The organism is Burkholderia sp. PAMC 26561, from assembly GCF_001557535.2.
In the GTDB taxonomy this organism is placed as follows: domain Bacteria; phylum Pseudomonadota; class Gammaproteobacteria; order Burkholderiales; family Burkholderiaceae; genus Caballeronia.
In genome coordinates this window covers 656949-679617 of the sequence record NZ_CP014306.1, presented here as the reverse complement: position 1 = coordinate 679617, position 22669 = coordinate 656949, and the positions used below count along the sequence as shown (strand labels likewise).

General features: G+C 60.5%; 22 protein-coding genes, 1 tRNA gene, 1 pseudogene and 1 riboswitch. Of the genes and pseudogenes, 9 read left to right on the top strand and 15 right to left on the bottom strand.

Annotation, left to right across the window (positions count from 1 at the left end; all coding sequences use genetic code 11):
- The first annotated feature begins 78 nt into the window (after positions 1-78).
- The 3 genes from AXG89_RS03150 (at position 79) to AXG89_RS03140 (ending at position 2741) form a co-directional block, all read left to right on the top strand.
- On the top strand, positions 79-1188 hold the full coding sequence (locus AXG89_RS03150; protein ID WP_062167912.1) for an aldose 1-epimerase: 1110 nt from the start codon (positions 79-81) through the stop codon (positions 1186-1188).
- A gap of 73 nt (positions 1189-1261) precedes the next feature.
- Positions 1262-2080, top strand: coding sequence for an orotidine-5'-phosphate decarboxylase (pyrF, locus tag AXG89_RS03145; RefSeq protein WP_062167910.1), 819 nt, complete (start codon positions 1262-1264; stop codon positions 2078-2080).
- A 253-nt stretch (positions 2081-2333) separates the two neighbouring features.
- Entirely contained in the window at positions 2334-2741 is a 408-nt protein-coding gene (locus AXG89_RS03140) for a helix-turn-helix domain-containing protein (protein ID WP_062000255.1), read from the top strand.
- Positions 2742-3187: 446 nt separating this feature from the next.
- Here the strand turns inward: AXG89_RS03140 and AXG89_RS03135 are convergent, their stop codons facing one another.
- The 3 genes from AXG89_RS03135 to mutL form a co-directional block, all read right to left on the bottom strand.
- The gene (locus tag AXG89_RS03135; RefSeq protein WP_062167908.1) at positions 3188-5791 is read right to left on the bottom strand and encodes a PAS domain S-box protein; all 2604 of its coding nucleotides are present in this window, start codon (positions 5789-5791) and stop codon (positions 3188-3190) included.
- A gap of 119 nt (positions 5792-5910) precedes the next feature.
- Positions 5911-6849 (bottom strand): tRNA (adenosine(37)-N6)-dimethylallyltransferase MiaA, encoded by a 939-nt coding sequence (miaA, locus tag AXG89_RS03130; RefSeq protein WP_062167906.1) that lies wholly within the window; start codon positions 6847-6849, stop codon positions 5911-5913.
- Positions 6846-8780, bottom strand: a complete 1935-nt coding sequence (gene mutL, locus AXG89_RS03125; RefSeq protein ID WP_236873402.1) for a DNA mismatch repair endonuclease MutL — start codon at positions 8778-8780, stop codon at positions 6846-6848. Before mutL ends, miaA begins: the two co-directional genes overlap by 4 nt.
- 291 nt (positions 8781-9071) lie before the next feature.
- Between mutL and AXG89_RS03120 the strand changes: the two genes are divergently transcribed.
- The 4 genes from AXG89_RS03120 to AXG89_RS03100 all read left to right on the top strand — a co-directional run bounded on the left by AXG89_RS03120 (position 9072) and on the right by AXG89_RS03100 (position 12163).
- Entirely contained in the window at positions 9072-9731 is a 660-nt protein-coding gene (locus tag AXG89_RS03120; RefSeq protein ID WP_062000252.1) for a VTT domain-containing protein, read from the top strand.
- A 433-nt stretch (positions 9732-10164) separates the two neighbouring features.
- Positions 10165-11100, top strand: a complete 936-nt coding sequence (locus AXG89_RS03110; protein WP_082771445.1) for a peptidoglycan DD-metalloendopeptidase family protein — start codon at positions 10165-10167, stop codon at positions 11098-11100.
- A gap of 66 nt (positions 11101-11166) precedes the next feature.
- Positions 11167-11721, top strand: a complete 555-nt coding sequence (bamE, locus tag AXG89_RS03105; protein ID WP_062170242.1) for an outer membrane protein assembly factor BamE domain-containing protein — start codon at positions 11167-11169, stop codon at positions 11719-11721.
- Between the two features lie 49 nt (positions 11722-11770).
- On the top strand, positions 11771-12163 hold the full coding sequence (locus tag AXG89_RS03100; RefSeq protein ID WP_062170240.1) for a hypothetical protein: 393 nt from the start codon (positions 11771-11773) through the stop codon (positions 12161-12163).
- Positions 12164-12184: 21 nt separating this feature from the next.
- Here AXG89_RS03100 and AXG89_RS03095 read toward each other — a convergent pair whose 3' ends face one another.
- Positions 12185-12391 carry an FCD domain-containing protein gene (locus tag AXG89_RS03095; RefSeq protein ID WP_062167902.1) on the bottom strand — a complete coding sequence of 69 codons (207 nt, stop codon included), beginning with the start codon at positions 12389-12391 and terminating at the stop codon, positions 12185-12187.
- A gap of 130 nt (positions 12392-12521) precedes the next feature.
- On the opposite strand from AXG89_RS03095, the gene AXG89_RS03090 reads away from it, so the two are divergent.
- The gene (locus tag AXG89_RS03090) at positions 12522-12848 is read left to right on the top strand and encodes a DUF4148 domain-containing protein (RefSeq protein WP_062167900.1); all 327 of its coding nucleotides are present in this window, start codon (positions 12522-12524) and stop codon (positions 12846-12848) included.
- 40 nt (positions 12849-12888) lie between these two features.
- On the opposite strand, the gene AXG89_RS03085 is transcribed toward AXG89_RS03090, so the two are convergent.
- From AXG89_RS03085 to ydfG, 11 genes and pseudogenes are all read right to left on the bottom strand, one after another.
- Positions 12889-13317, bottom strand: a complete 429-nt coding sequence (locus AXG89_RS03085; protein WP_062167898.1) for a DUF3293 domain-containing protein — start codon at positions 13315-13317, stop codon at positions 12889-12891.
- A gap of 8 nt (positions 13318-13325) precedes the next feature.
- Positions 13326-13594: pseudogene (locus tag AXG89_RS03080) on the bottom strand (Lrp/AsnC family transcriptional regulator); the annotation flags it as partial.
- Positions 13595-14073: 479 nt separating this feature from the next.
- Positions 14074-14149, bottom strand: a tRNA-Lys gene (locus AXG89_RS03065).
- A gap of 193 nt (positions 14150-14342) precedes the next feature.
- Positions 14343-15092, bottom strand: coding sequence for a tol-pal system protein YbgF (gene ybgF, locus AXG89_RS03060; RefSeq protein ID WP_062167896.1), 750 nt, complete (start codon positions 15090-15092; stop codon positions 14343-14345).
- A gap of 27 nt (positions 15093-15119) precedes the next feature.
- Positions 15120-15626 carry a peptidoglycan-associated lipoprotein Pal gene (gene pal, locus AXG89_RS03055; protein ID WP_047845194.1) on the bottom strand — a complete coding sequence of 169 codons (507 nt, stop codon included), beginning with the start codon at positions 15624-15626 and terminating at the stop codon, positions 15120-15122.
- A 44-nt stretch (positions 15627-15670) separates the two neighbouring features.
- Complete coding sequence (gene tolB / locus AXG89_RS03050; RefSeq protein WP_062167894.1) at positions 15671-16966, bottom strand: Tol-Pal system beta propeller repeat protein TolB; 1296 nt, start codon at positions 16964-16966, stop codon at positions 15671-15673.
- A gap of 137 nt (positions 16967-17103) precedes the next feature.
- Positions 17104-18198: a cell envelope integrity protein TolA gene (gene tolA, locus AXG89_RS03045; protein WP_062170238.1), complete on the bottom strand. Its 1095-nt coding sequence runs from the start codon at positions 18196-18198 to the stop codon at positions 17104-17106.
- A complete protein-coding gene (tolR, locus tag AXG89_RS03040) occupies positions 18198-18644 on the bottom strand; it encodes a protein TolR (protein WP_062167892.1) in 447 nt (148 codons plus the stop codon). The genes tolA and tolR overlap by 1 nt, the downstream gene beginning before the upstream one ends.
- A gap of 10 nt (positions 18645-18654) precedes the next feature.
- Positions 18655-19332: a protein TolQ gene (gene tolQ / locus AXG89_RS03035; protein ID WP_062167890.1), complete on the bottom strand. Its 678-nt coding sequence runs from the start codon at positions 19330-19332 to the stop codon at positions 18655-18657.
- Positions 19333-19512: 180 nt separating this feature from the next.
- Positions 19513-19995, bottom strand: a complete 483-nt coding sequence (gene ybgC / locus AXG89_RS03030; protein ID WP_231941386.1) for a tol-pal system-associated acyl-CoA thioesterase — start codon at positions 19993-19995, stop codon at positions 19513-19515.
- A gap of 122 nt (positions 19996-20117) precedes the next feature.
- On the bottom strand, positions 20118-20864 hold the full coding sequence (gene ydfG / locus AXG89_RS03025) for a bifunctional NADP-dependent 3-hydroxy acid dehydrogenase/3-hydroxypropionate dehydrogenase YdfG (RefSeq protein ID WP_062167888.1): 747 nt from the start codon (positions 20862-20864) through the stop codon (positions 20118-20120).
- Between the two features lie 296 nt (positions 20865-21160).
- Positions 21161-21260: riboswitch (ZMP/ZTP riboswitch) on the top strand.
- Positions 21261-21420: 160 nt separating this feature from the next.
- Between ydfG and glyA the strand changes: the two genes are divergently transcribed.
- The gene (gene glyA / locus AXG89_RS03015; protein WP_062167885.1) at positions 21421-22668 is read left to right on the top strand and encodes a serine hydroxymethyltransferase; all 1248 of its coding nucleotides are present in this window, start codon (positions 21421-21423) and stop codon (positions 22666-22668) included.
- The last annotated feature ends 1 nt before the right edge of the window (position 22669 follow it).

Below are 22669 nucleotides of genomic sequence, written 5' to 3'. Positions count from 1 at the left end.
GCGCTGCCCGCAAACTCCCGGGCATGCTGGGGCTTCGCGCCAGGATCGCGGGAACGTTCGCCTCTCGGAGACTTGGACATGACCGTTGCCCGTTCCGCATCCAGCCCTAAAAGCCCGCCTGTTGCGCCTCGTCCCGCCGCGCCCACCCGCCGTTCCAAACTCGCTGCTGCAACTGAACCGCCGATCCGGCCGGGTCCATCGACATCCGTTGTCGCGATGGGCGGCGCCGGCCGCGATGGCTGCATCACGCTCGCCAACGCGCAGTTGCGTCTGGATATCGCACCAGCGCTTGGCGGGGGCATCACGCGCTTCGACTGGCGCAGCGAAGGCACGCTCGTGCCCATCTTCCGGCCGTGCCTCGAACCCAGCGCCGCCACCGATCCTAACGAACTCGCGTGTTATCCGCTGCTGCCGTATTCGAATCGCATCGGCGGAGGACGGTTTCAGTTTCTGGGTCGTGGTATCGATGTCCCGTGCAACCGTCCCGGCGAACCCTTGCCCCTTCACGGCGATGGCTGGCTGGGCGCATGGGATGTGGCATCGGAGAGTTCCACGCACGTGCGTCTCACGCTCGACCGGCGCAACGGCAAGCCGTATTCATACAAGGCCAGCCAGTCGTTCATGCTCGAAGGCGCGACGCTGGTGGTGACGTTATCGATTGAAAACACCGGGCGCGAGAAGTTGCCTTTCGGGCTCGGTTTGCATCCGTTCCTGACCCGCGAAGCCGATACCGAATTGTCCGCCGCCGCCGATGGCCTCTGGCTTTGCGGCGATGACTTCCTGCCCGTGCGGCACGTTCCGGCGCCGCCCGCGTGGCAATTCGGCGTGGCGTACCCCATGCCTACGGCCATGATCAACAACGCGTTCACCGGATGGAGCGGCCGCACGAGCGTGATGTGGCCGAACCGGCGTTTGTCGCTCACCATTTCCGCCGATACCGATTACTACGTGCTCTACGCGCCGGCCGGGAAAGACTTTTTCTGCTTTGAACCTGTCGATCATCCGATCAACGCGGTCAATCTGCCAGGCGGCGGCGAGGCGAACGGCATGACGGTTCTCGCGCCGGGCGAAAGTCTCTCGCGTGAGTTCAGCTTTACGGTCGAGCGGTCGGGAGAAGCCGAGCGGCGCGGAAGGCCGAAGCAGCCTGCGGGGCAGAAAGCGCGGAAGACGGCGGCGGTGGTTCGGTAACTGTCATTTGGCGGCTTTTGCTCGCGCGGTAAAATACGGCATCGCTTAATTTGCGCTCTCGCTACGGATACCCATGTCTTTCATCGAATCGCTCAACGCCGCGTGGTCGCGCACCCAATCAATGCTCTGCGTCGGGCTCGATCCGGAGCCTTCAAGGTTCCCGGGCGCGTTCAACGGCCGCGCCGATTCGATCTTCGATTTTTGTCGCGAAATCGTGGATGCTACTGCGCCGTTTGTTTGTTCCTTCAAGCCGCAGATTGCTTACTTTTCGGCGCATCGGGCGGAGGATCAGCTCGAGCAGTTGATCGCGCATATTCATGAGCGACATCCGGGGTTGCCGGTTATTTTGGATGCCAAGCGCGGGGATATTGGGAGTACGGCCGAGCAGTATGCGATTGAGGCTTTTGATCGGTATAAGGCTGATGCTGTGACGGTCAATCCTTATATGGGGTTTGATTCTGTTCAGCCGTATCTGGAGCATGAAGGGAAGGGCGTGATCGTGCTTTGCCGGACGTCCAATGCCGGAGGATCGGATCTGCAGTTTCTTAATGTCGATGGGACGCCTTTGTATCAGGTTGTGGCAAAGCTGGCGGCCGAGAAGTGGAATGCGAGCGGGGAGTTGGGGTTGGTCGTGGGCGCTACGTTTCCGAAGGAGATTGAGGTCGTTCGGTCGATTGTTGGGGACATGCCGCTGCTGATTCCTGGGATCGGCGCTCAAGGGGGGGATGTTGAGGCTACGGTTCGGGCGGGACGGGTTAAGTCCGGGAATGCGGGGATGCTGATCAATTCTTCGCGGGCGATTATCTACGCGGGGAAAGGCGAGGATTTCGCCAATGCTGCGGGGGAGGCGGCGAAGCGGACGCGGGATGCGATTAATGCGGCCGGTTCTTAAGCACCTAACAGTGCCAGTTGTTGGGACATCGCGACGGGCAGCTATTGTTAAGGATTGTTGGACGCCTGCCCGCCGGCGCTGGGGCTGTCACACGCCTGCGGTTTGGGGCAGGCGTCCAACAATCCTTAACAGACTCGGTCTTTCAGCGATCTGCCGAACGCGGCTTGCCACAACCCTTAGGCCTGCCCGACATGAGACGTCACGCTCTGCGCGGGTTTAAGATAAATAGACCCAATCTTAGCTGCCAACCAGAATGCCGACGCAAAAATCTAAGTTGCCCAGTGTTCAGATCCGCATGGCTGCCGGCCAAATGCTCTTGCGCGGGGAGTCAATCGCAACTGTCTGTGAAGAGGTCGGCATATCGGTTAAAACAGCCAACCGGTATCAGGAACTATTCGCGGCTGGCGGCCTCGCCGCACTTGAGAACATGTCAGTCGGGGGGCGACCCTCGGCGTTGAGTCCAGAAGCGTTCAATTGGATCGCGGCTGCCCTGCAAGGCGAACCACAAGCGTACGGCTTTCCCGGCGCCCGATGGACCTCCGGCACACTCGGGCAATTGATCGAGCGCCAGTTTGGCGTGAAATATTCTCGCGTATATGTCCGACAGATCGTCCTTAATCTTGGCCTCGGTCCGCGGCTCGGCCGCCGCTTAAGAGAGTGAAGCCGAGGCGGAGTTGCGAGTTGTCAACGATCTTCGCCTTTAAGTCGAAGGTCCGCAATTGGCCGATATGCGCCTAACTCCGGGTAGGAGGGGTTCGGTGTGCGCCATTGGACCGTGTCTGAAAGGTAAATCCGAACCACCCGCAGCCGCCATCGTTGTCCGCCCCATCCCACGCACGATCAACAAGCCTTTGCCCCTCAATCCCCGTCAACTGCCTCTCGCATAGCTGCCGCGTAGCAAATACGCTTTATCGAGCAAGGTCTTGTCGTCAACCAACCCTTCGAGATATCCCGAGGCTTGCCGTTACCCGCGCATTGCATGCATGGCTTCGCGGCTATACGTCCCGCGCGCCCGAAGCCCGCGGGCGCCTCAACCTCCTGATTGTTTTCAGGTGGCCGCGATAGAGTAAAAATCCTCACCGTGCGATTCAACGCGGCCTCCCCGCCTCACCCTTCCATCAACTCCCGCACCCGCGCCGCGAGTGCATCGATGGAAAACGGCTTGGTCAGTATCTTCATCCCCGGCCCAAGTGCCTCGTCACCAATAACGGCAGCCTCCGCATACCCCGTAATAAACAATGTTTTCACATCCGGCCTCAACGCTTGAGCCGCGTCCGCCATCTGGCGTCCGTTCATGCCGCCGGGCAGACCGACATCCGTAATGATGAGGTCGATATTCCTGTTGGATCGCAGCGCCTTGAGCCCCGCGACACCATCCGCCGCTTCGACCACGGTGTAGCCGAGTTCCATGAGTACATCGGCAACCAGCATACGTACGGTCACTTCGTCGTCCACCACTAGCACCGTCTCGCCATCGTGCGCGAAAGCGGCCGGCACCTTGGTCGCCACTTCCGCACCGCCGGCCACGACGCCTGTATGACGCGGCAGATAAAGCCCAACCGTCGTGCCTTGCCCAACGTTTGAATGAAGACGCACCAGGCCACCGGACTGCTGCGCGAAGCCATAGATCATCGAAAGGCCAAGGCCGGTTCCCTGGCCGATCGGCTTCGTGGTGAAAAACGGTTCAAACACACGGGCCATCACTTCCGGCGTCATGCCAATGCCGGTATCGCTGACGCTGAGGGTAAGGTATTGCCCCTCGGGAATGTCGTAAGCTCGGGCCGCCTGCCGGTCGAGGGACCGGTTGGCCGTCTCGATGATGATGCGTCCACCTTCGGGCATGGCATCGCGAGCGTTGATGCACAGGTTCAACAGCGCGTTCTCGAGTTGGCTCGCATCGACAAGCGCCGGCCACAGCTCCGGCGCTCTCATGGTCTCGATAGTGATGCTGGGCCCCACAGTGCGCCGGATGAGCTCTGTCATCCCGTTCACCAGCATGTCGACATTGGTCGGACGCGGATCGAGCGTCTGGCGTCGCGAAAAGGCCAGCAGGCGGTGAGTGAGTGCGGCGGCACGTTCGGTCGCGCCTTTCGCCGCGACCATGTACCTGTCGAGATCCGTCACCCGGCCTTGGCCAATCCGCAGCCTCATCAACTCCAGGGCGCCCGAGATGCCGGCGAGCAGGTTATTGAAGTCGTGTGCGAGGCCGCCGGTGAGCTGGCCGACCGCTTCCATCTTCTGGGACTGACGCAACTTTTCTTCGGCTTGCATCAATTCAGCCGAGCGTTCAGCAACACGTTGCTCGAGGTTCTCGTTGAGAAAGCGCAGCGCCGCAATGGCGCGGTCGCGCTCGTCTTCAATGTTTCGCTTCGCCTCGACATCGATGACAACGCCCGGAAAGCTGAGCGGCGTGCCGTCTGGCCCGCGATCGACGCGCCCGTTCGCCTCGATCCAGTAGTAGTTCCCATCAACACGACGGACCCGGTACTGGTGGGCATAGTGGCCGCCGCGAGCGATTGCCTCGTTGATCGCAGCGGCTAACCCGCCTTGGTCGTCGGGGTGGACGTTTGCGATGATCTGGGCGAGCGGAATGCCATCGCGGCCAAGCGCGGGATCGAGACCAAACGCCCGGGCAAAGGCCTCGTCGACCTTGAACCGGTCGCTAAGCAGGTCCCAGTGCCAGGTACCGATGATTGCACCAGCGGCGAGGGCGAGTTGCACACGCTCCGCGTTCTGGCGGGCCAATGCTTCGCTGACACGCAGACGCTGCTCCGCCTCCCGGCGCGCGGTTACATCGTTGAAGAGGATCGCGATCTGACGGTCAGCCGGGTCTCCGACTCGCACGGCCCGCACGTCGAACCAGCGCTGGAAAGCTTCGGCGTAGTTTTCGAAGATGGTCGGCTCGCCAGTCTTGGCTACGTGCCCATATGTCTCGAACCAAAATGGCTCCAGGTTCGGTGCAAACTCCGTCACCCATTTTCCGCGAAGGTTCACCCCGGCCTGACGCTCGAAAGCCGGGTTGGCTTCAAGAAAGCGATAGTCAATGGGGTGGTCGTCGGCGTCGAATTTGACCTCGACGATAGCGAAGGCCGCCTCGATCGTCTCAAGAATCGTCTCGAAACGCTCTTGAGCTTTCTGGAGCGCAGCACCGGCGAGATGCTCCTCTGTGCGGTCCCGCAAAATCTTCACGAAACCAAGATGCTCGCCGTCGCTACCCAACAACGGCATCATCTCGCCCGACGCCCAGAACCGTTCTCCGCTTTTGCGAAGGTGCCAGCGATCGTCCGCAGCGCGTCCTTCTTCAAGAGCTCGCTGCATTTCGAGCTGGATGCGGCCGCCAGCTCTGTCTTCAGGCGTGAAAATCCGCTCGGCGTCGCAAGCCTGCATCTCCTCGGCGGTCCAACCGAGCAGGCGTTGCGCACCTGGATTCCAGTCGGTCACGATGCCCTGCGGGTCAGTGACAATGATGGCAAAGTCCGTCGCGCTCTCGAAAACGGCGCGGTGCCGTGCCTCGCGACTGATAAGCGCGGCCTCATTGTTCTCGGGTCGGCTGACAGACGGATTCGACAAAGACTGAAGATGTCGCTGCTCCTGCCGATCCGCGACACGGTCCCGATCGATGCCCGCTTCCTTCAACGCTGCACGCAGGTGCGCGTTTTCCGTCTCCAGTTCGGCTCTGGTCATGGAATCGGGAAGTCCTGATTTTTGCATCGTTCTCTCCGGCGCGAAACGGGCGTTTGATCTCGCGACGCGAGCCCCAAACTGGCCGACAAGCGTCGCACTAAAGATGATGAATCCAGTACTACGACCTCGGATGTCCGCATTGCACGCTAGATCCGAAGCACCCGCTCAATCTCATCCACAGCCATTGCCATCGCATCATCGCGGGCACAATCAACAACCCGCCGCCCCTCGATTCCTCTCAACCACGTCAACTGCCTCTTGCACAGCTGCCGCGTGGCAAACACGCCTTTATCGCGCATGGTCGTGTAGTCGACCAACCCATCCAGATATTCCCAAGCTTGCCGATACCCCACGCATCGCATGGAAGGCATCGCCGGCGATAAATCCCCACGCGCCCGAAGCCTTTTCACCTCATCGAGAAACCCGCTCTCAAGCATCGAATCAAACCGCTTTTCGATGCGCCTGTGCAGCACGCTTCTATCCGATGGCTCCAGCGCAATTGGCACGAACTCCAGTTCGCCGTCCTGGCTCTTCTTCGGGTCTTTCAATATCGCCGATAAAGCCCTGCCGCTCAGCATGAAAACTTCGAGCGCGCGCTGAATCCGCTGCGAGTCGTTAGGCGCCAATCGCGTCGCGGTCTCGGGATCGACCACAGCCAGTCGTGCATGCAAAGCAGGCCAGCCATCGAGCATGGCTTCTTCATCGAGCGCTGCACGCACTTCCGTATTTGCTTCAGGCAGTTCGTTCAATCCGCGCGTCAACGCCATGTAATACAGCATCGTGCCGCCGACCAATAGCGGAATGCGTCCACGCTCTTCGATCTCCGCCACCAGCCTCAGAGCATCGTTCCGAAACTGTGCTGCAGAGTAAGCCCCGCTCGGATCGATGATATCGATCAAATGATGCGGCGCAATCGCGCGTTCTTCTTCGGTCGGCTTCGCGGTGCCGATATCCATCCCGCGATAAACCAGCGCCGAATCCACGCTGATGATCTCCACTGGAAACCGTCGCGCGAACGCGAGCGCGGCAGCGGTTTTTCCAGATGCCGTTGGTCCTAGTAAACAAGCAACTTTCGGCGCGTTCATTGACCGCGCATGAAGAGTCGATCGAGATCGCCGAGCGTCAATTGAAACCACGTCGGTCGGCCGTGATTGCATTGATCGCCGCGCTCGGTGGCTTCCATTTGGCGCAGCAGGCCGTTCATCTCATCGAGTGTGAGCCGCCGATTCGCGCGCACTGCGTGATGACAAGCGAGCGTGCCGAGCAATTCGTGTTGCCGCTCGGTGAGCACGCGCGAGCCGCCATAAGCCTGCAGATCTGCTATGACGGCTCTCGCCAGCGACTGCAAATCGGCGTCTTTAAGCAACGCTGGAACGGCGCGAATCGCAATCGATCCCGGCGACAAAATCGCGAGGTCGAAGCCGAGTGCGTCCAGTACTTCGCGCTCCTCTTCGACAACGCCCATCTCGACGGCATCGACAGTCATCGTCACCGGGATCAGCATCGGCTGAACCGCGATCGCCCGGTCAGCGAGCGAGTTTTTAAACTGCTCGTAAAGAATGCGCTCGTGAGCCGCATGCATATCCACGATGATCAAGCCCTGCGCGTTCTGCGCGAGCACATAGATGCCGTGGATCTGTCCGAGCGCGAAGCCGAGCGGCTGTTCATCGACGGCCAGATTCGGTGCGCCGGGCATCTCGGCATAAACGGGCGCGCTGGGTTCTGCCGGCGAATAGCGCTCCGACGACGCCAGCGAGGTGGTCCCGTCAGATGTCTCCGCGCCGATATCCCTGCGCCCGAACAACGCGTCATACAGCGCCAGTGGCTGCGCGACGGGCAGGTTGCCCTGCGTCATCCGCGATTGCCGCAACCAGTTCGTGCCGTTCTCCGTCTTTGGCGTCGCCTGAAACTCACCCGATCCCGCATAAGGCCGCGCGCTGAACGATGCCATGCCGGTCGGCTGCAATTGCGCGGCGTGTCCACCCGCCGTTGTTTCCGGCGACGCCCCGGCATTGCGTGCCAACGCCCGCTGCACCGCATGAAACACGTATTGGTGTATCGAACGCGAATCGCGGAAACGCACTTCTATCTTCGATGGATGCACGTTCACATCCACGCTTTCCGGCGGCAAATCGAGAAACAGCACGTACGACGGATACCGGTTGCCGTGCAGCACATCCTCATACGCGGCGCGCACGGCGTGCGTGAGCAGCTTGTCGCGCACGAAGCGCCCGTTGACGAAGAAGTATTGCTGGTCGGCACGGCCGCGGCTCGCGGTCGGCAACCCGGCGCAGCCATATACGGCGAGCGGTCCGGCGCGTTCATCGAGGGGAAGATGCGCTGTCGCGAACACCTCGCCGAGAATCTTGGCCACGCGCGTCGCCGGATCGGACGCATTCCAGTGCTCGACGGCCTTGCCGTTATGTATCACCGATATCGCTACGTCCGGTCGCGCCAGCGCCACGCGCCGGATGACTTCGAGACAATGCCCGAGTTCGGTCTGCTCGCTTTTCAGGAATTTGCGGCGCGCGGGCGTGTTGAAGTACAGCTCGCGCACTTCCATCGTCGTACCGGTAGTCCCGGCCGCCGGCGAGATCGCGCCGGTCTGGGCATCGATGCGTGTGGCATGCGGGCAAGTGGCCGTGCGGCTGGTGATGAACAGCTCGGAAACCGATGCAATCGATGCAATCGCCTCCCCGCGAAACCCGAGCGACGCCACGGCTTCCAGCTCGGCGAGCGAGCGGATCTTGCTGGTGGCGTGGCGCAGCAACGCGAGCGGGAGTTCGCCCGGGGGAATGCCGCAACCATCGTCGACAATCACGATCCGCTTCACGCCGCCTTCGTCCAGCGTGATTCGCAGGCTCGTTGCGCCGGCGTCGAGCGCGTTTTCGAGCAATTCCTTCACCACGGACGCGGGGCGTTCGACCACTTCGCCGGCCGCGATCTGGCTGATCAACTGGTCGGGCAGGGGCTGGATGGCGCGCTGAAAGCGCGTGGAAGCGGGTGCGGACGGCATTGCGTCGGAGAAAATTGCGTCGGATGAATCGATGGTATCGGTCATCCCCAAATTATAAAGCTTCGCGCCTGTGAACGATTTCGGGGCCAGCCAGTCTCCATGTAGCCCTGTGCCGCGAATTGGCCTGCGCACAAGAAAGCGCACCGATTCACGCCAAAACCCGTGCCCAAACCTGCCGTTCGTGAATTTTCCGGCAACGAGTTCGGTATCATGGCGCGACTGTTTTTCTCGCAACGATGCTACCGCGCGTGCACGTTGTCATCGCCAAATCCATCTTGATCGAGGCCCCATTTGGATACGCTGCTGTCATTCCTGAGTCTTATCCTCCACATCGACAAGTCGCTCGGCGTGTTCATCCAGCATTACGGCGGCTGGGTGTACGCGATCCTGTTCCTTATCGTGTTCTGTGAAACTGGGCTCGTGGTGTTTCCATTCCTGCCTGGCGACTCGCTGTTGTTCATCGGCGGCGCGTTTGCTGCAAGCGGATCAATGGACCTCGTTCCCCTGATCGTCCTGCTGCTGGTTGCGGCCGTGCTCGGGAATACGGTGAATTACTGGATCGGGCGCGCAATCGGCCCCAAGGTCTTCGATACCAACATACCCATCCTCGAACGATTCCTTGATCGGGAAGCGCTGCGAAAGACGCACGGTTTTTACGAGCGTCACGGCGGCAAGACAATCGTGCTTGCGCGCTTCGTGCCGATCGTGCGGACGTTTGCGCCGTTCGTGGCGGGTGCGTCGGCCATGAACGCTGCGCGCTTCCAGTTTTTCAACATTCTCGGCGCGGCGATCTGGGTCTTGCTGCTCGTGCTGCTGGGCTATTTCTTCGGCAATATTCCGTTCATCCGTCAATACCTGAACGTGATTGCGATCGTCGGCGTGTGCGCTGCGATTGTCCCGATAGCGCTCGGCGCGCTCTGGAAGATGATGCGGCGCAGAGCCAAATCGTAATTACCCGGACGCGTTTTTCACGCCTCGCCACTGCCCGCCGTGTGCTCTTTCGCCGCAAAAACGTAAAAGGTTAGAATGCCGAATTGTCAGGTCGATGTATCGAATATCGAGATGAACAGATCCGGTGTTTCATGAATAAACGTTAAATGTTTTATGCTGGCGAAGGTTGGCGAGGCAGGTTGCATATGTTGGAAAGAACGAGTCATACAAAGGGACCGGCGTGCAATGACAATTGGCGTCGTCTTAAGCTGGCGGTGGTGGTGCTGGGTGTTACGGCACTGCTCGCGGGCTGCGGGATTTTTGGCTGCGGCGGGAGCGCCACGAACGGTGGGGCTTTCGGCGGGTGCGGAGCCGGCATGCGGTTCTAGGCGCTCCGGCACGGCCCGGAAATATCGACAACAGGAAGTCAGGGAAAACGGCAAGCATGGCGGTAATGCGTTCAGGTAATTCTAGATTGGTCGCTGGCGGCCGGGGGAGCGTGCTCGGGGCGCTCGTTTCCATTGGCATGGTGGTGGTGACGGTCGCCGGGTGTTCGACGGCGACCACGCCGGCGCCTATCGTCGACCGGTCTACGGGCGGTACCGGCGCTCCCGCGTCCATTCCTGCAACGACGCCCGTCGCCGGGCCGGCCGCTGTCGCGCCGCCGGTGCAGGCCGAAGCCGGGCCGGGGTTTTATCGTGTGAAACCGGGCGATACGTTGTATGGCATCGCCCGCGCGCAGAAGCAGCGTCCAGCCGACCTGATGAAGTGGAATAACCTGCCGGAAAGCAAGCAGGTGAATATCGACCAGTTGTTGCGCGTGGCGCCGCCGGGCAGCACGCCCGCCGGCAGCACCGATGACTGGAGCAAATCGGCGGCAGCAGCCAATTCGTCGAAGTCGGGGCCGCCGATCATCGGCGGAGCTTCTCCAGCGGCTTCGGCTCCTGCCACGACCGCCAGCAGCAACGCGACGGCCAAGGCTGAAGCGCCCGATACCAGCACGCCCGCCGTCAGCGCGAAAGGCGCGTGGCTTGCGTGGCCGGCAGAAGGCAGCGTGATCACGAAGTTCGGCGAAAGCGGCAGCAAGGGTATCGATATCGGCGGCAAGGTTGGCGAGCCGGTGAAAGCCGCTGCCGCCGGCCGCGTGGTCTACGCGGGCAATGGCTTGCGCGCTTACGGCAACATGATCATCGTCAAGCACAGCAGCGACTACCTGACGGCGTATGCGCATAACAGCAAGCTGCTGGTGAAAGAGGGCGATACGGTGCGTCAGGGCGCGCCGATCGCAGAAATGGGGACGGGGCCAAGCAACAAGCCGCTGCTGCACTTCGAGTTGCGCAAGTCGGGGCAGGCGGTCGATCCGGTGCCATCACTAAAAAAGGCTGGATGACCAGCGCGGCCCAAAACGCAGCCCACGATGCGCACGCGGCGTTCGCCCAATGAGAGGTCGGCGGATATGAAAAGACTCATGCTTGCCGCCACGTGCGCGGCGGCCCTGCTGCTCACTGGCTGCAACGAGAGCCAAAGCGAGGACGCCATGAACAAGTTGAAGTCGTTGTTCAATGCGGTCAAACCGGACACGCTGTTGCTGAAAGACCTGACGCCCGGCGTCACGACCGAGGCGCATATCCGCGACCAGATGGGCGAACCCGAAACCGCGCGCAATTTCACCGATGGCTCCAAGCGTCTGGAATATCCGCGCGGGCCGGCGGGCACGAGCACGTATTTTGTCGATATCGATGCAAACGGCAAGTTCGTGTCGGTCACGCAGGTCCTGACGGCGCAGAACATCGCGAAGATCCGGCCGGGAATGACGCATGACGAAGTGCGCCGGATTCTGGGAAAGCCCACGACCATCGCCGAGTATCCGCTCAAGAAAGAGCGCGTGTGGAGCTGGCATTGGGAGGAGGGCGGCGTGACACGTAACGCCATGTTCAACGCCCACTTTGGTCCGGATGGCATCGTCACCACTACATCGCGATCCGAGGCGCTGGGCGGCGGCGCGCATTGAGCATCAATTGATGCATCCATTGAGCATCACCCGCACTCAAGTCGAACCGATGCAAAAATCAAAACACGCGCTCGAGCGCGAGGAACTGCAGGCGCTGGCCGAGCGCTATCGAATGGAACGGGCGGCGGAGTCGTCCGGTTCAACCGAAGCTGGCTGGCAATGCGGGCGCGGTCACGCATGGGACGACGCGCTCAGCGCCGTGCAAAACGTGCGCTGCATGAACTGCGCGTCGCAGCGGCGCGAGCAGCGTCTGGAACGCCTGCGGGCGCTGGCGGCCGAGCGTGGGGGAAAGTTGGTATCGGCGGATTATGTCGATGCAGGCGCGCCGCTGGAATGGGAATGCGCGTTCGGGCATACCTGGGCGGCGCTGCCGGCGGATGTCGCCCGGTGCTGGTGTCACGAGTGCGCACGCATGGGTGTCTACGACCAGGCGGTGGGCTGAAGAAGTTTGCCCACGAACGCCTTAGTACTCCGCATCCAGCGACACCCCCAGATTCTGGCGGAACACTTCCAGATGGTCATGCATTGCGGCGCGCGCCGCTTTGGCATGCTGCTTTTCGATAGCCCGCAAAATCTTCTGATGCCCCTTCCAGGAACGTTCCGGCGCGCCGGGTAGTTCCTCGGTCAGCACATACCCGTCGCGGATTACTTCGCGCACGGGATCGAGCATGGTTCGCAAGAATAGGGCTTTCAAACTCCCCAACGAACCACCGCAAAAACTATTTTCAAATTCTCTGGAATAGACCGGGAAAAAATGGGTTCGCCCTAGTACCAACCCGTTAAACACTCTGGAGTCGAAAATGAAAAAGATTGCCCTGTTCGTGATGTCCGCCGCTGTTCTCGTGTCGTCGAGCGCTTTTGCTCAAGGCCTGACCCGCGCTGAAGTTCAACAACAACTGGTGACGGCCGAGCAAGATGGTTCGCGCCTTGTCAGCAATGCGTCGTATCCCGATGTCGCCCGTATCTATTCGAACGAAGTCGCGCAGAAAAACGATGGCGCCAATGCATACGGCGGCGTAGCTGCGGGAACGAGCGCGAGTTCATCGCGGATTGCCAATGTCGGCGGTTCGAGCCATGAAACGTGTGTCGGCCCGGTCAGCTTCTGCAACCTGTATTCAGGATCGTGATCGATGGACGGACGGCTCGCTTAAAGTGCGCGCCGTCTGTTTATCGTAGAAGGATGAGTCGAGGCACAGCGTCGTCGCCGCACCAGACGATTGCGTTTTGCTTGTAACGCGCGCCCACTTCTTTTGCTGCATCCAGCGAGACACCAAGTACCAAAAAGCTCGGTTCGCCCGGCCAGTCGCCGGATGGATGTTGTCCAGTGCCACTGATGAATTGGAAGTCTTGAAGGTTTAAATCGTCGGCCAGTTTCGCCTGGTGGCTCAGGTTGCTCGCATCGTCGGTCGGTTCACTTAACGGATTCGCCGCAGTGATAAACGCGCTGCAATCGACGTCATGCGCCAGATGCAAATCTGCAAGCTGCGCATTATGCACGCCAATATGCAAGGTCATCGGCAGATCGCCAAAGACCCGATACTCGGTTTCTTCGTAAGCTCGAATCGTAATGGCGCTGATCGATGAATGCCCGTTCACGTTCACTCCTAGTCAGGTACGCTGTCGGGCATGGTTATCCCGATGTCATCTGTCAGCAGCGAATCGATGAACCGCTGATAGTGATCGATATCGCGCGACACCACATGCAGCATGTAGTCCACGCCCCCCCCGTTGCATAACACAATGCAACTTCGGGCGCGGCCAGCACACGCTCCTCGAAGCGCCGCATGTCCTGCGCGGTGTGGTCGGCGGGCGTCACTTCGACCACGAGCCGGCTTGCCTTGATCACGCCGTTTCCTTCGAGCTTGCTCGTGCGGTATCGACGCTGCGGAGGACCTTTTCGTTACGTCGAACTGCGCGATGTCCCCGTGACGTTGCCGCAATGTCGAAACCCGTCGGCGGCGAGATACGGGGAAGCACGCTCACACCCGGATGGTGCCAGAAGCGTGAATCGGGTGACAACGGTTCAGTATCGAAGACGTCGAGGACCGCGTGCGGAAGGTGAAGAGCTAGGGATCGGTGGGGAATAAGGAGTTTATTGCCGCGAACCCGGCGGTGAAGACGCTGATCGAGCAGATCAAATTCCCGGGCAAGACGTGATCGGGCTGGGAATACGCGATCAGCAAAAACGGTGGGTCATCACCCTTGATCAACAAACTCGCCGATGAATGGCTGGCGGCGAATAAACCGCAGTTTGATCAGCGGGTGGCGTGGCGAGCAAGGTGCATTGAGCCGCCTTTGAACCGTGGCCGGAAATGAAAAAGGGCTCAGCTTTCGCTGAGCCCTTCTTGTCTTTGGTAGGCCGTACGGGATTCGAACCTGTGACCAACGGATTAAAAGTCCGCTGCTCTACCAGCTGAGCTAACGACCCAAAGAGCCGAAATTATAGTCACAGCGAGCACTTGTTGTCAACGGCGCGTAAAAATCCATCGCACGATGAAACAGACAAAAGAGGCAGAAAAGACATGCAAAACCCAAAGAAAAAGCCCGTAGCACAACGCTACGGGCTTTCTCATGAGAGGCGCGAATCGGGGTCGAAAACAAATGCCAAACGACCCTGACGCTTACTTCACTTGCGACATCTTGCTTTCAGCCGACTGCGCGGCTTCGGTTCCACCATACTGCGAGATGATTTGTTCCAGCGTCTTCTTTGCAGCGGGTTTCTGACCCTGCTCGATCTGGTTGTTCGCGATTGCGAGCAGCGCGTCGGGCGCCCGCGGATGCGTCGGAAAATTCTTCACCAGATTCTGCCAGGTAGCAGTCGATGCCTTGTAATCGCGCAACGCATACTGCGCGTTGCCCAGCCAATACTGCGCGGTCGGCTGATACGGACTTTGCGGATACTTCGCCACGAACGTCTTGAACGACGCCGCCGCATTCTTGAAGTCACCGTTGCGAAACTGCGTCGATGCCGCATTGAACGAATCAGTCTCGCCGGGCTGCACCGTACCCTGCACGCCATCCACCGTCTGCTGCTGCGGCTCGAGCTTCTTCAACCGGCCATCGAGGTCGGCGTAGTAGTCTTTCTGCTGCTTCTGCAACGTGGTCAGCTGGTTGGCCAGATCCTCGTTCTGGCCACGAAGCGTCGCGACCTGCTGATTCAACTGGTCGAGACGGTTCTGCTGATCGAGGATAGTGCGCTGAGCCGAAGACAACTGGCTCGAAAGACCGTCTGTTTTCGTGCGCAAATCGAGCACGGCCTTGCGGGCTTCATTGTCGTCGAACAATGCTGCATGCGCCGATCCGCCGACCACGGCCGAGCCCAGCAAACAAGCAACTGCGACCGCGCGCAGCGAAGGGAAGCGATACAACATACGGCGAATCACCCGTGACTGGTTCTATTACTGTTGATAAGCGAGATCAGCGCGGCGGTTTTGCGCCCACGACGACTCGTCATGACCGGTAGCCTGCGGCTTTTCCTTGCCCAGACTCACGGCTTCCATTTGCGTGTCGGCCACACCCAGCAGCGACATTGCACGGCGCACAGCTTCAGCACGCTTCTGGCCCAGTGCCAGGTTGTACTCGCTCGTGCCGCGTTCGTCGGTGTTGCCCTGGATCAGGACGTGGCGATCCGGATGGCTCTTCAGATACTGTGCGTGTTGCTGCAGCAGCGGCTGGTAGTCGTCACGAACTGCGTAGCTGTCGAAGTCGAAGTAAATGCTGCGCTTCGCCAACGGGCTGTTCGGATCGTTCAGCGGATCGACGTTGACCTGTTGAACTGCGTTCGCGTCGGGTTGCGTGCCGATCGCGCCTTTGTTTGCACCTTCATCCAGCTTGACGCCTGAATGACATGCGGCCAATGCACCGACCATCGCCACTGCAAAGCCGATACGAATTTTAGACATCATGGTTACTCTCCTTGTGTGTTGCTGCTTGAGTTATTGCATTAGGTTTACTGCATGAACGGACCCCAGGACGGCTCGCGTACGCTGCCCCCCTGAAGCGACAAGACTTGCCGCGTACGACCATCGGTCGACACGGCTGCCAACACGCCACGCCCGTTCACCTGGGTGGCGTAGAGGATGTACTGACCATTCGCCGCGAAGCTGGGCGATTCGTCATGCGTGGTGTCGGTCAGTCCCGTTGCCGTACCGGACGCAAGGTCCAGCAGATACAGTTTGAAACCGCCGCCAACGCGCGAAATGTACGCGACTTGCTTGCCGTCCGGGCTCACACGCGGGCTGGTGTTGTAGCTGCCCGTGAATGTGACGCGCTGTGCACTGCCGGCGCTTTCACCGTTCGCCGACATCTTGTAAATCTGGGGCGCGCCGCCTCGGTCGCTCGTGAAGTAAATCAAATTGCCATCGGGAGAGTAAGCCGGCTCGGTGTCAATCGAGCTGCCCGTCGTCAGGCGGCGCAAACCGCTGCCGTCTGCGTTCACCTGGAAAATCTGCGTGTTGCCGGTCTGGGACAGGGCGACCGCGAGCTTGCGGCCGTCCGGCGACCATGCCGGTGCACTGTTATTACCCTTCTGATTCGATACGATCACGCGTTTGCCTGTCGGCAAATCGTGAATATAGACAACGGGCTTTTTCTTTTCGAACGAAACATACGCCACCTTGGTGCCGTCAGGCGACCAGGCCGGCGAGATTATCGGCTCGGGGCTGGAGAGCGCAATACGTGCGTCCTGGCCGTCAGAATCGGAAATCTGCAATTGATAACGGCCGCCGGTCTTGATCACGTACGAAAGCCGCGTTGCGAACACGCCGCGCCCGCCCAGCAATTTTGCGTAGATGTAGTCGGCAACCTTGTGCGCGCTCATGCGCAAGCCGCTTTCCGGGCTCACGAGCGAGAGACCGCCGAGGCTTTCCTGCTTGACCGTGTCATACAGGCGAAAGCGCACTTCGAACTGGCCGTTCGGCAGCTTGGTCACGCTGCCCGACACGAAGGCGTCCGCGCCCTTGGCTTTCCAGCTGCCAAGATCAACGGAATCCGTCTCCGACACCGGCGTGCCGCCCGCATCGACATTCGTGAACTTGCCGCTGCGCTGCAAATCCTGGCGAATGATCGCGCTGACCTGCTGCGGCGAACTCGCTTCGTTGGCGAAAGTAGCAGTGGCGATAGGAAACTGAGTCGAACCCACGCCAGTCACGAGCACGTTGAGTTGCGCCTGCGCGGCGGACGTTCCCACAGCGATCAGGCAGGAGGCAACAAGCGTTTTCAGGCCAAGCTTCGTCATCAAACTCATGTATCTGTTTCCAAAAAAGCAATATTTAAACTATTGACGGCTGCACAACAGACCGCCAATCGCACAATTCGTTCCCAATCTTCACACGATGGACGCCAGCATCACAAAAATAGTGAGCCGCGGCGCCTAAAGTCCGATCAGCCGCCCGCCGGGCGCAGGGTGATCGTAAATGCAGAGGGCGCCTGACCATTGGTATCGACGGGCATTGGGTCCGAGCGCTGGACTGCCCGCAACGCGGCTTCGTCCCATTGCTCGTTGCCGCTCGAACGGCGAATGGTCGCCGATAACAACGTTCCGGTCGGCGAACAACGCACCGCGACCACGGTCTCCAGTCCCGCCGTCTCCCCGGCCCACACGATATTCGGACGCACGCGGCGCTGCACCTTCTCAGCATATCCCGCCGATGTCGCCGTCCCGCCCGCGCCGCTGCCCGTGCCGCTCTTGGCCAGGCCGTCGCCGCTCGAATTCGTGCCGCCGCCCGCCTGGCCCTGCAGCGCCGCAAGCCGCGCGCTGCGTTCCTTGTCGAGCTTGGCCTTGGCTTGCGCGTCGGCCTGAGCCTTGGCTTTTGCCTTCGCCTCAGCCTGGGCCTTCTCAGCTTGCGCCTTGGCATCTGCTTGCGCCTTCGCCTTGGCGTTGGCTTGTTCCTTCTGCTGGTCGGCCTTGTCAGCCTCGGCCTGCTTTTCCTTGGCCTGCTGCGCTGATTTCTGCTGATCGAGCTTCTGCTGGGCGAGCTGCTTCTGTTTATCGGCCAGTTTTTGCTTTTCCTGAGCGGTTTTCGCAGCCGCGGCGGCCTGCTGCGCCGCTTGTTGGGCCGCAAGCTGCTGGCGCTTGGCTTCAGCTTCCTGCTCGGCCTGCTGCTGGGCGCGCTGTTGCTCGACGAGTTGCGCGGCGCGCGCCGCTGCTTCCTGCTTGCGCTTTTTTTCCTGCAGCGCGATGTCGGCTTCTTCGTCCTTCGCCGGCGGCGGCGCGGGTTGCACCTTGACCGGCGGCGCGGGAGGTGGAGCGATGCGCGGCGTGGGCGCCGACAAATCCGGAATATCCGTCCACAACTCTGCTTCCGCGCCGGCTGGCGTGTTGTTCTGCCAGTTCACGCCGTGATACAGCAGGATGCCGAGCAACACGTGCATCAGCGCGGCGAGCGCGAACGCCTTCCATGTGCCGCGTTCACGCGGCGGACGGATGGGGCGCGCGCTGATCCGCGCACCAGGGTTCCCGCTGGGCTGCCGATTCATCATTGCGATTTGACTAACAATCCGACCCGTTTGACGCCGCGTGCCTTCATATCGGACATCACGTTCATTACGACTTCGTACTTCACGGTCTTGTCGGCGGCGATCACGACCGGCTGGTCCGGATGCGATTCCTGCCGGTTCAGCACGAAGTCATTGAGTTCCGCCTTCGACATGTTCTGCTGTTGCGCAGCACCGCCGTCTTCCTTGTAGCGCACGTTCATGCTGCCGTCGGCCTTGATATTGACCACGACCGGCGGCGTTTGCTCCTGCGGCGCGGCGTTGCCGACCGTCGGCAGGTTGATGATGGACGGCGAGACGAGCGGGGCGGTCACCATGAAAATGACAAGCAGCACGAGCATCACGTCGATATACGGCACTACGTTGATGTCGGACATGGCGCGCCGTGAACTGCCGCGCATGCTGGAACGCATTGGACCTCCGGCCATTCTGAACTCCTTAGTGAGCTTGACGCTGCAAGATGTTCGAGAACTCTTCGATAAACGTTTCGAAGCGGATCGCGAGGCGGTCGATATCGTGTGCGTAGCGGTTGTAGGCGACCACGGCAGGGATGGCGGCAAAGAGACCGATTGCGGTTGCGACGAGCGCTTCGGCAATGCCCGGCGCGACGTTGGCAAGCGTTGCCTGCTGCACGTTCGCGAGGCCGCGGAAGGAGTTCATGATCCCCCAGACCGTGCCGAACAAGCCAATATACGGGCTGACCGAACCGACCGATGCAAGGAACGCGAGATTGACTTCCAGCCCGTCCATTTCACGCTGGAAAGCGGCGCGCATGGCGCGGCGCGAGCCGTCGAGAATCGCGGCCGGGTCGTTCATGCGGCGCTCTTTGCCTTTCAGGAATTCACGCATGCCGGACTCGAAAATCCGCTCCAGTGCGCCGATGGTGTGGCGGTTGTTCGCCGCGCTCTGATACAGCGCCTGCAGGTCGCCGCCCGACCAGAAATCGCGTTCGAAGCGCTGGGTCTGAGCGCGGGCACGCCGGATGGCGAACCATTTACGAATGATGTACGTCCAGGACAACAACGACAGAATCAGCAACAGCGCCATGACGGCCTGCGCCAACAGGCTGGCATGAATGACGAGGGAAACGATCGACAGGTCTTGTGTAGTGTTCATAAATGTCCGCTGTTACGTCCCAAAGGGGGCGTCCGAGCTGCTTCCGGATAAGACAACGTTGTCGCCGGAGCGCGCTCGGTGCTGCTGTGCTTGCGTGCGTGAAGTCCCGCAGGCTCTATTCAGTTCAGGTCTTGATGAAGTCAAAGATGCTTTGTCTACATAGGATTTTTCTGAACAAGGTTATTTAAACGATATTGGTGTCGGCACGGTTGACGCGCATTCTACGTGCGGACCGCGGCGCAATCCGGCCAGCACTGATCCAGGAATTCCCACCGGACGAATCGACGCGAGACTGACCGATGCGACCCGGATTTCGCCGGACGCCAGCAACACGCCGTCACGCCATGCTTCCTGGTGAAAATCCACCGAGGCCCGCCCGAGACGGTCGATTCTGCTCACCACGTGGAGCACATCGTCGAGCCGCGCAGGCGCCGAGTATTCCACTGCCGTCCGCTTGACGACGAACAATACGCCATCCGACTCCGACAGCTTGCGTTGATCGATACCGCACGCGCGCAGCCACTCGGTGCGCGCCCGTTCGAAGAACTTCAGGTAGTTCGCGTAGAAGACGATGCCGCCGGCGTCGGTGTCTTCGTAGTAGACCCGCAGCGGCCAGTCGAAAGTCAAAGGGCCGGTCGCCGGTTGATGCTCGCTGGTTGACATATTCATCTACGCATTTTACCGGAAGCTGTAATCCGGCCGCCGAAACGCGGTGCAATTTGCTGTTTCCAGGCAACAACTTAGGATTGGCGTCATCGAGGTCGCTGCCCGGAAGCCGTGCCAATCTAGCCGCGATGAATACTCAATCCGCCGAACGATTGCGCGACCGGCATCATTTCAATGGCATTGATGTTCACATGAGCCGGCAGCGTGGCAATCCAGTAGATGGCGTCGGCGATGTCCTCGGCCGTCAGCGGCTGCACGTTTTTATAGACGTTGGCCGCTTTCGTGTCGTCGCCCTTGAAGCGCACGTTCGAGAACTCGGTCCCGCCGCACAATCCCGGCTCGATGTCCGTCACGCGCAACGCCGTGCTGGCCAGATCGGCACGCAAGTTCAGGCTGAACTGGCGCACGAACGCCTTTGTTGCACCGTAAACATTGCCGCCGGCGTACGGGTAGGTGGCCGCGACCGAACTCAGGTTGAACACGTGACCGCGATTGCGCTCGACCATGCCGGGCAGCAAAGCGTGGGTGACCGTGACAAGACCTTTACAGTTCGTATCGATCATGTTGTTCCAGTCGTCGAGGCTCGCGCGCTGCGCCGGTTCCAGGCCGAGCGCCAGTCCGGCGTTGTTCACGAGCACGTCGATGTCGGCGAATTCAGCCGGCAAACCGGCTATGACGGACTTGATTGCGGCGTCGTCGCGGACATCGAGTTCAACGGGCAGAAGGGCGTCGCCGAGTTCCTTCGATAATTCCAGGAGCCGGTCTTTGCGGCGCGCCGTGGCAATGACGCGATGGCCGCCTTTTACAAACGTACGGGCGATGGCGGCGCCGAAGCCGGCGGAAGCGCCAGTGACAAATACGATCATGTGCGGATTCCCATTGTCAGGTTGCGGTCAGGTTGCAGAAAAGGATGAGGTCGCGCACGCCCGAGCGCGTGCGGGAAAGCCGGACAGCGTACTTCCAATGATGCGGCGCGGCAAGTTGTCAACCGGAATCTCCATTCTCTCTCGCACGCCTTTGCCGGCCGGGCGCGAACGGAAATTTTAGTGCCCGATCATCCAAGGATATTGCTTTCGCGGATGTAAGGCCTTTCAGAACCGAGCAATTTCAAGTGTTTAGCGGCTGTTGCCTATTCCGGAACGCCCCATTAAACTAGGGCGCTCCAGCCCTGCGTAACTGGCGACAAGGATCTTCGGATCCAAGGTGGAATAACCCACCGGGAAGCGCAGGGTGTCGTTTTGCCGTTCGCCTGGGCAGCCAAGATCCGCACGCATGTGTTGCGTTGCCGGTGGCTGTCCGTCTCGCGTCAACGGAGCGTCTTTCTTCCGCCTCGCCTGGACCCATCGTGCTTCGCGCTCTCGCGGCGCAGATATGTTGCGCACGCGCGATCCGGTCAACTGACACCCATTCAACGGAAAACGTATGTTTGATAGAGCCAAGAGCACCATCGCCCAAGTCGATCCGGAATTGTTTGCAGCGATCGAGAAGGAAAATACCCGTCAGGAAGATCACATCGAGCTGATCGCGTCGGAAAATTACACCAGCCCGGCCGTCATGGCCGCGCAAGGCTCGCAACTGACGAACAAGTACGCCGAAGGTTATCCGGGCAAGCGTTATTACGGCGGCTGCGAGTATGTCGACGTGGTCGAACAACTGGCAATCGATCGTGTGAAGCAACTGTTCGGCGCCGAAGCGGCGAACGTGCAGCCGAATTCCGGTTCGCAGGCCAACCAGGGTGTGTTCTTCGCCATGCTCAAACCCGGCGACACCATCATGGGCATGAGCCTCGCCGAAGGCGGCCACCTGACGCACGGCTCCCCCGTGAACATGTCGGGCAAGTGGTTCAACGTAGTCAGCTACGGCCTGAACGAAGCTGAAGACATCGACTACGGCAAGACCGAAGAGCTTGCCAAGGAACATAAGCCGAAGCTGATCGTAGCGGGCGCGTCGGCGTTCGCGCTGAAGATCGACTTCGAGCGTTTGTCGAAGATCGCGAAGAGCGTCGGCGCCTATTTCATGGTCGACATGGCGCACTACGCCGGTCTGATAGCCGCAGGCGTGTACCCGAATCCGGTCCCATTCGCTGATTTCGTCACGACCACGACGCACAAGAGCCTGCGCGGCCCGCGCGGCGGCGTGATCCTGATGAAGGCCGAGTACGAGAAGCAGATCAACTCGGCCATCTTCCCGGGCATTCAAGGCGGTCCGCTGATGCACGTGATTGCCGGCAAGGCCGTCGCGTTCAAGGAAGCGCTGTCGCCGGAATTCAAGACGTATCAGCAGCAAGTCGTGGATAACGCGCGCGTCCTGGCTGAAACGCTGGTCAAGCGTGGATTGCGGATCGTCTCGGGACGCACCGAAAGCCACGTGATGCTGGTCGATCTGCGCGCCAAGCACATTACCGGCAAAGCAGCGGAAGCCGCGCTCGGTAAGGCGCACATCACCGTCAACAAGAACGCCATTCCGAACGATCCGGAAAAGCCGTTCGTGACCAGCGGCGTGCGTCTCGGCTCGCCGGCCATGACCACGCGCGGTTTTGGCGTGGCCGAGGCTGAGCAGGTCGGCAATCTGATTGCCGATGTGCTGGATGCCCCGGAAGACGAAGCGAACCTCGAGCGCGTGCGCGTAAAGGTCGCTGCGTTGACCAAGCAATTCCCGGTGTACGGCTAAG

Excerpts from the sequence above, each read along its gene's own strand:
- tolA (WP_062170238.1), bottom strand. The coding sequence starts at position 18,198 with ATGAATCGGCAGCCCAGCGGGAACCCTGGTGCGCGGATCAGCGCGCGC.
- miaA (WP_062167906.1), bottom strand. The coding sequence starts at position 6,849 with ATGAACGCGCCGAAAGTTGCTTGTTTACTAGGACCAACGGCATCTGGA.
- AXG89_RS03140 (WP_062000255.1), top strand. The coding sequence starts at position 2,334 with ATGCCGACGCAAAAATCTAAGTTGCCCAGTGTTCAGATCCGCATGGCT.
- pal (WP_047845194.1), bottom strand. The coding sequence starts at position 15,626 with ATGATGTCTAAAATTCGTATCGGCTTTGCAGTGGCGATGGTCGGTGCA.
- tolB (WP_062167894.1), bottom strand. The coding sequence starts at position 16,966 with ATGAGTTTGATGACGAAGCTTGGCCTGAAAACGCTTGTTGCCTCCTGC.
- mutL (WP_236873402.1), bottom strand. The coding sequence starts at position 8,780 with ATGCCGTCCGCACCCGCTTCCACGCGCTTTCAGCGCGCCATCCAGCCC.
- AXG89_RS03100 (WP_062170240.1), top strand. The coding sequence starts at position 11,771 with ATGCAAAAATCAAAACACGCGCTCGAGCGCGAGGAACTGCAGGCGCTG.
- glyA (WP_062167885.1), top strand. The coding sequence starts at position 21,421 with ATGTTTGATAGAGCCAAGAGCACCATCGCCCAAGTCGATCCGGAATTG.
- AXG89_RS03135 (WP_062167908.1), bottom strand. The coding sequence starts at position 5,791 with ATGCAAAAATCAGGACTTCCCGATTCCATGACCAGAGCCGAACTGGAG.
- tolQ (WP_062167890.1), bottom strand. The coding sequence starts at position 19,332 with ATGAACACTACACAAGACCTGTCGATCGTTTCCCTCGTCATTCATGCC.
- AXG89_RS03090 (WP_062167900.1), top strand. The coding sequence starts at position 12,522 with ATGAAAAAGATTGCCCTGTTCGTGATGTCCGCCGCTGTTCTCGTGTCG.
- AXG89_RS03150 (WP_062167912.1), top strand. The coding sequence starts at position 79 with ATGACCGTTGCCCGTTCCGCATCCAGCCCTAAAAGCCCGCCTGTTGCG.
- ydfG (WP_062167888.1), bottom strand. The coding sequence starts at position 20,864 with ATGATCGTATTTGTCACTGGCGCTTCCGCCGGCTTCGGCGCCGCCATC.
- AXG89_RS03095 (WP_062167902.1), bottom strand. The coding sequence starts at position 12,391 with ATGCTCGATCCCGTGCGCGAAGTAATCCGCGACGGGTATGTGCTGACC.
- tolR (WP_062167892.1), bottom strand. The coding sequence starts at position 18,644 with ATGGCCGGAGGTCCAATGCGTTCCAGCATGCGCGGCAGTTCACGGCGC.
- bamE (WP_062170242.1), top strand. The coding sequence starts at position 11,167 with ATGAAAAGACTCATGCTTGCCGCCACGTGCGCGGCGGCCCTGCTGCTC.
- ybgF (WP_062167896.1), bottom strand. The coding sequence starts at position 15,092 with ATGTTGTATCGCTTCCCTTCGCTGCGCGCGGTCGCAGTTGCTTGTTTG.
- ybgC (WP_231941386.1), bottom strand. The coding sequence starts at position 19,995 with ATGTCAACCAGCGAGCATCAACCGGCGACCGGCCCTTTGACTTTCGAC.
- AXG89_RS03110 (WP_082771445.1), top strand. The coding sequence starts at position 10,165 with ATGCGTTCAGGTAATTCTAGATTGGTCGCTGGCGGCCGGGGGAGCGTG.
- pyrF (WP_062167910.1), top strand. The coding sequence starts at position 1,262 with ATGTCTTTCATCGAATCGCTCAACGCCGCGTGGTCGCGCACCCAATCA.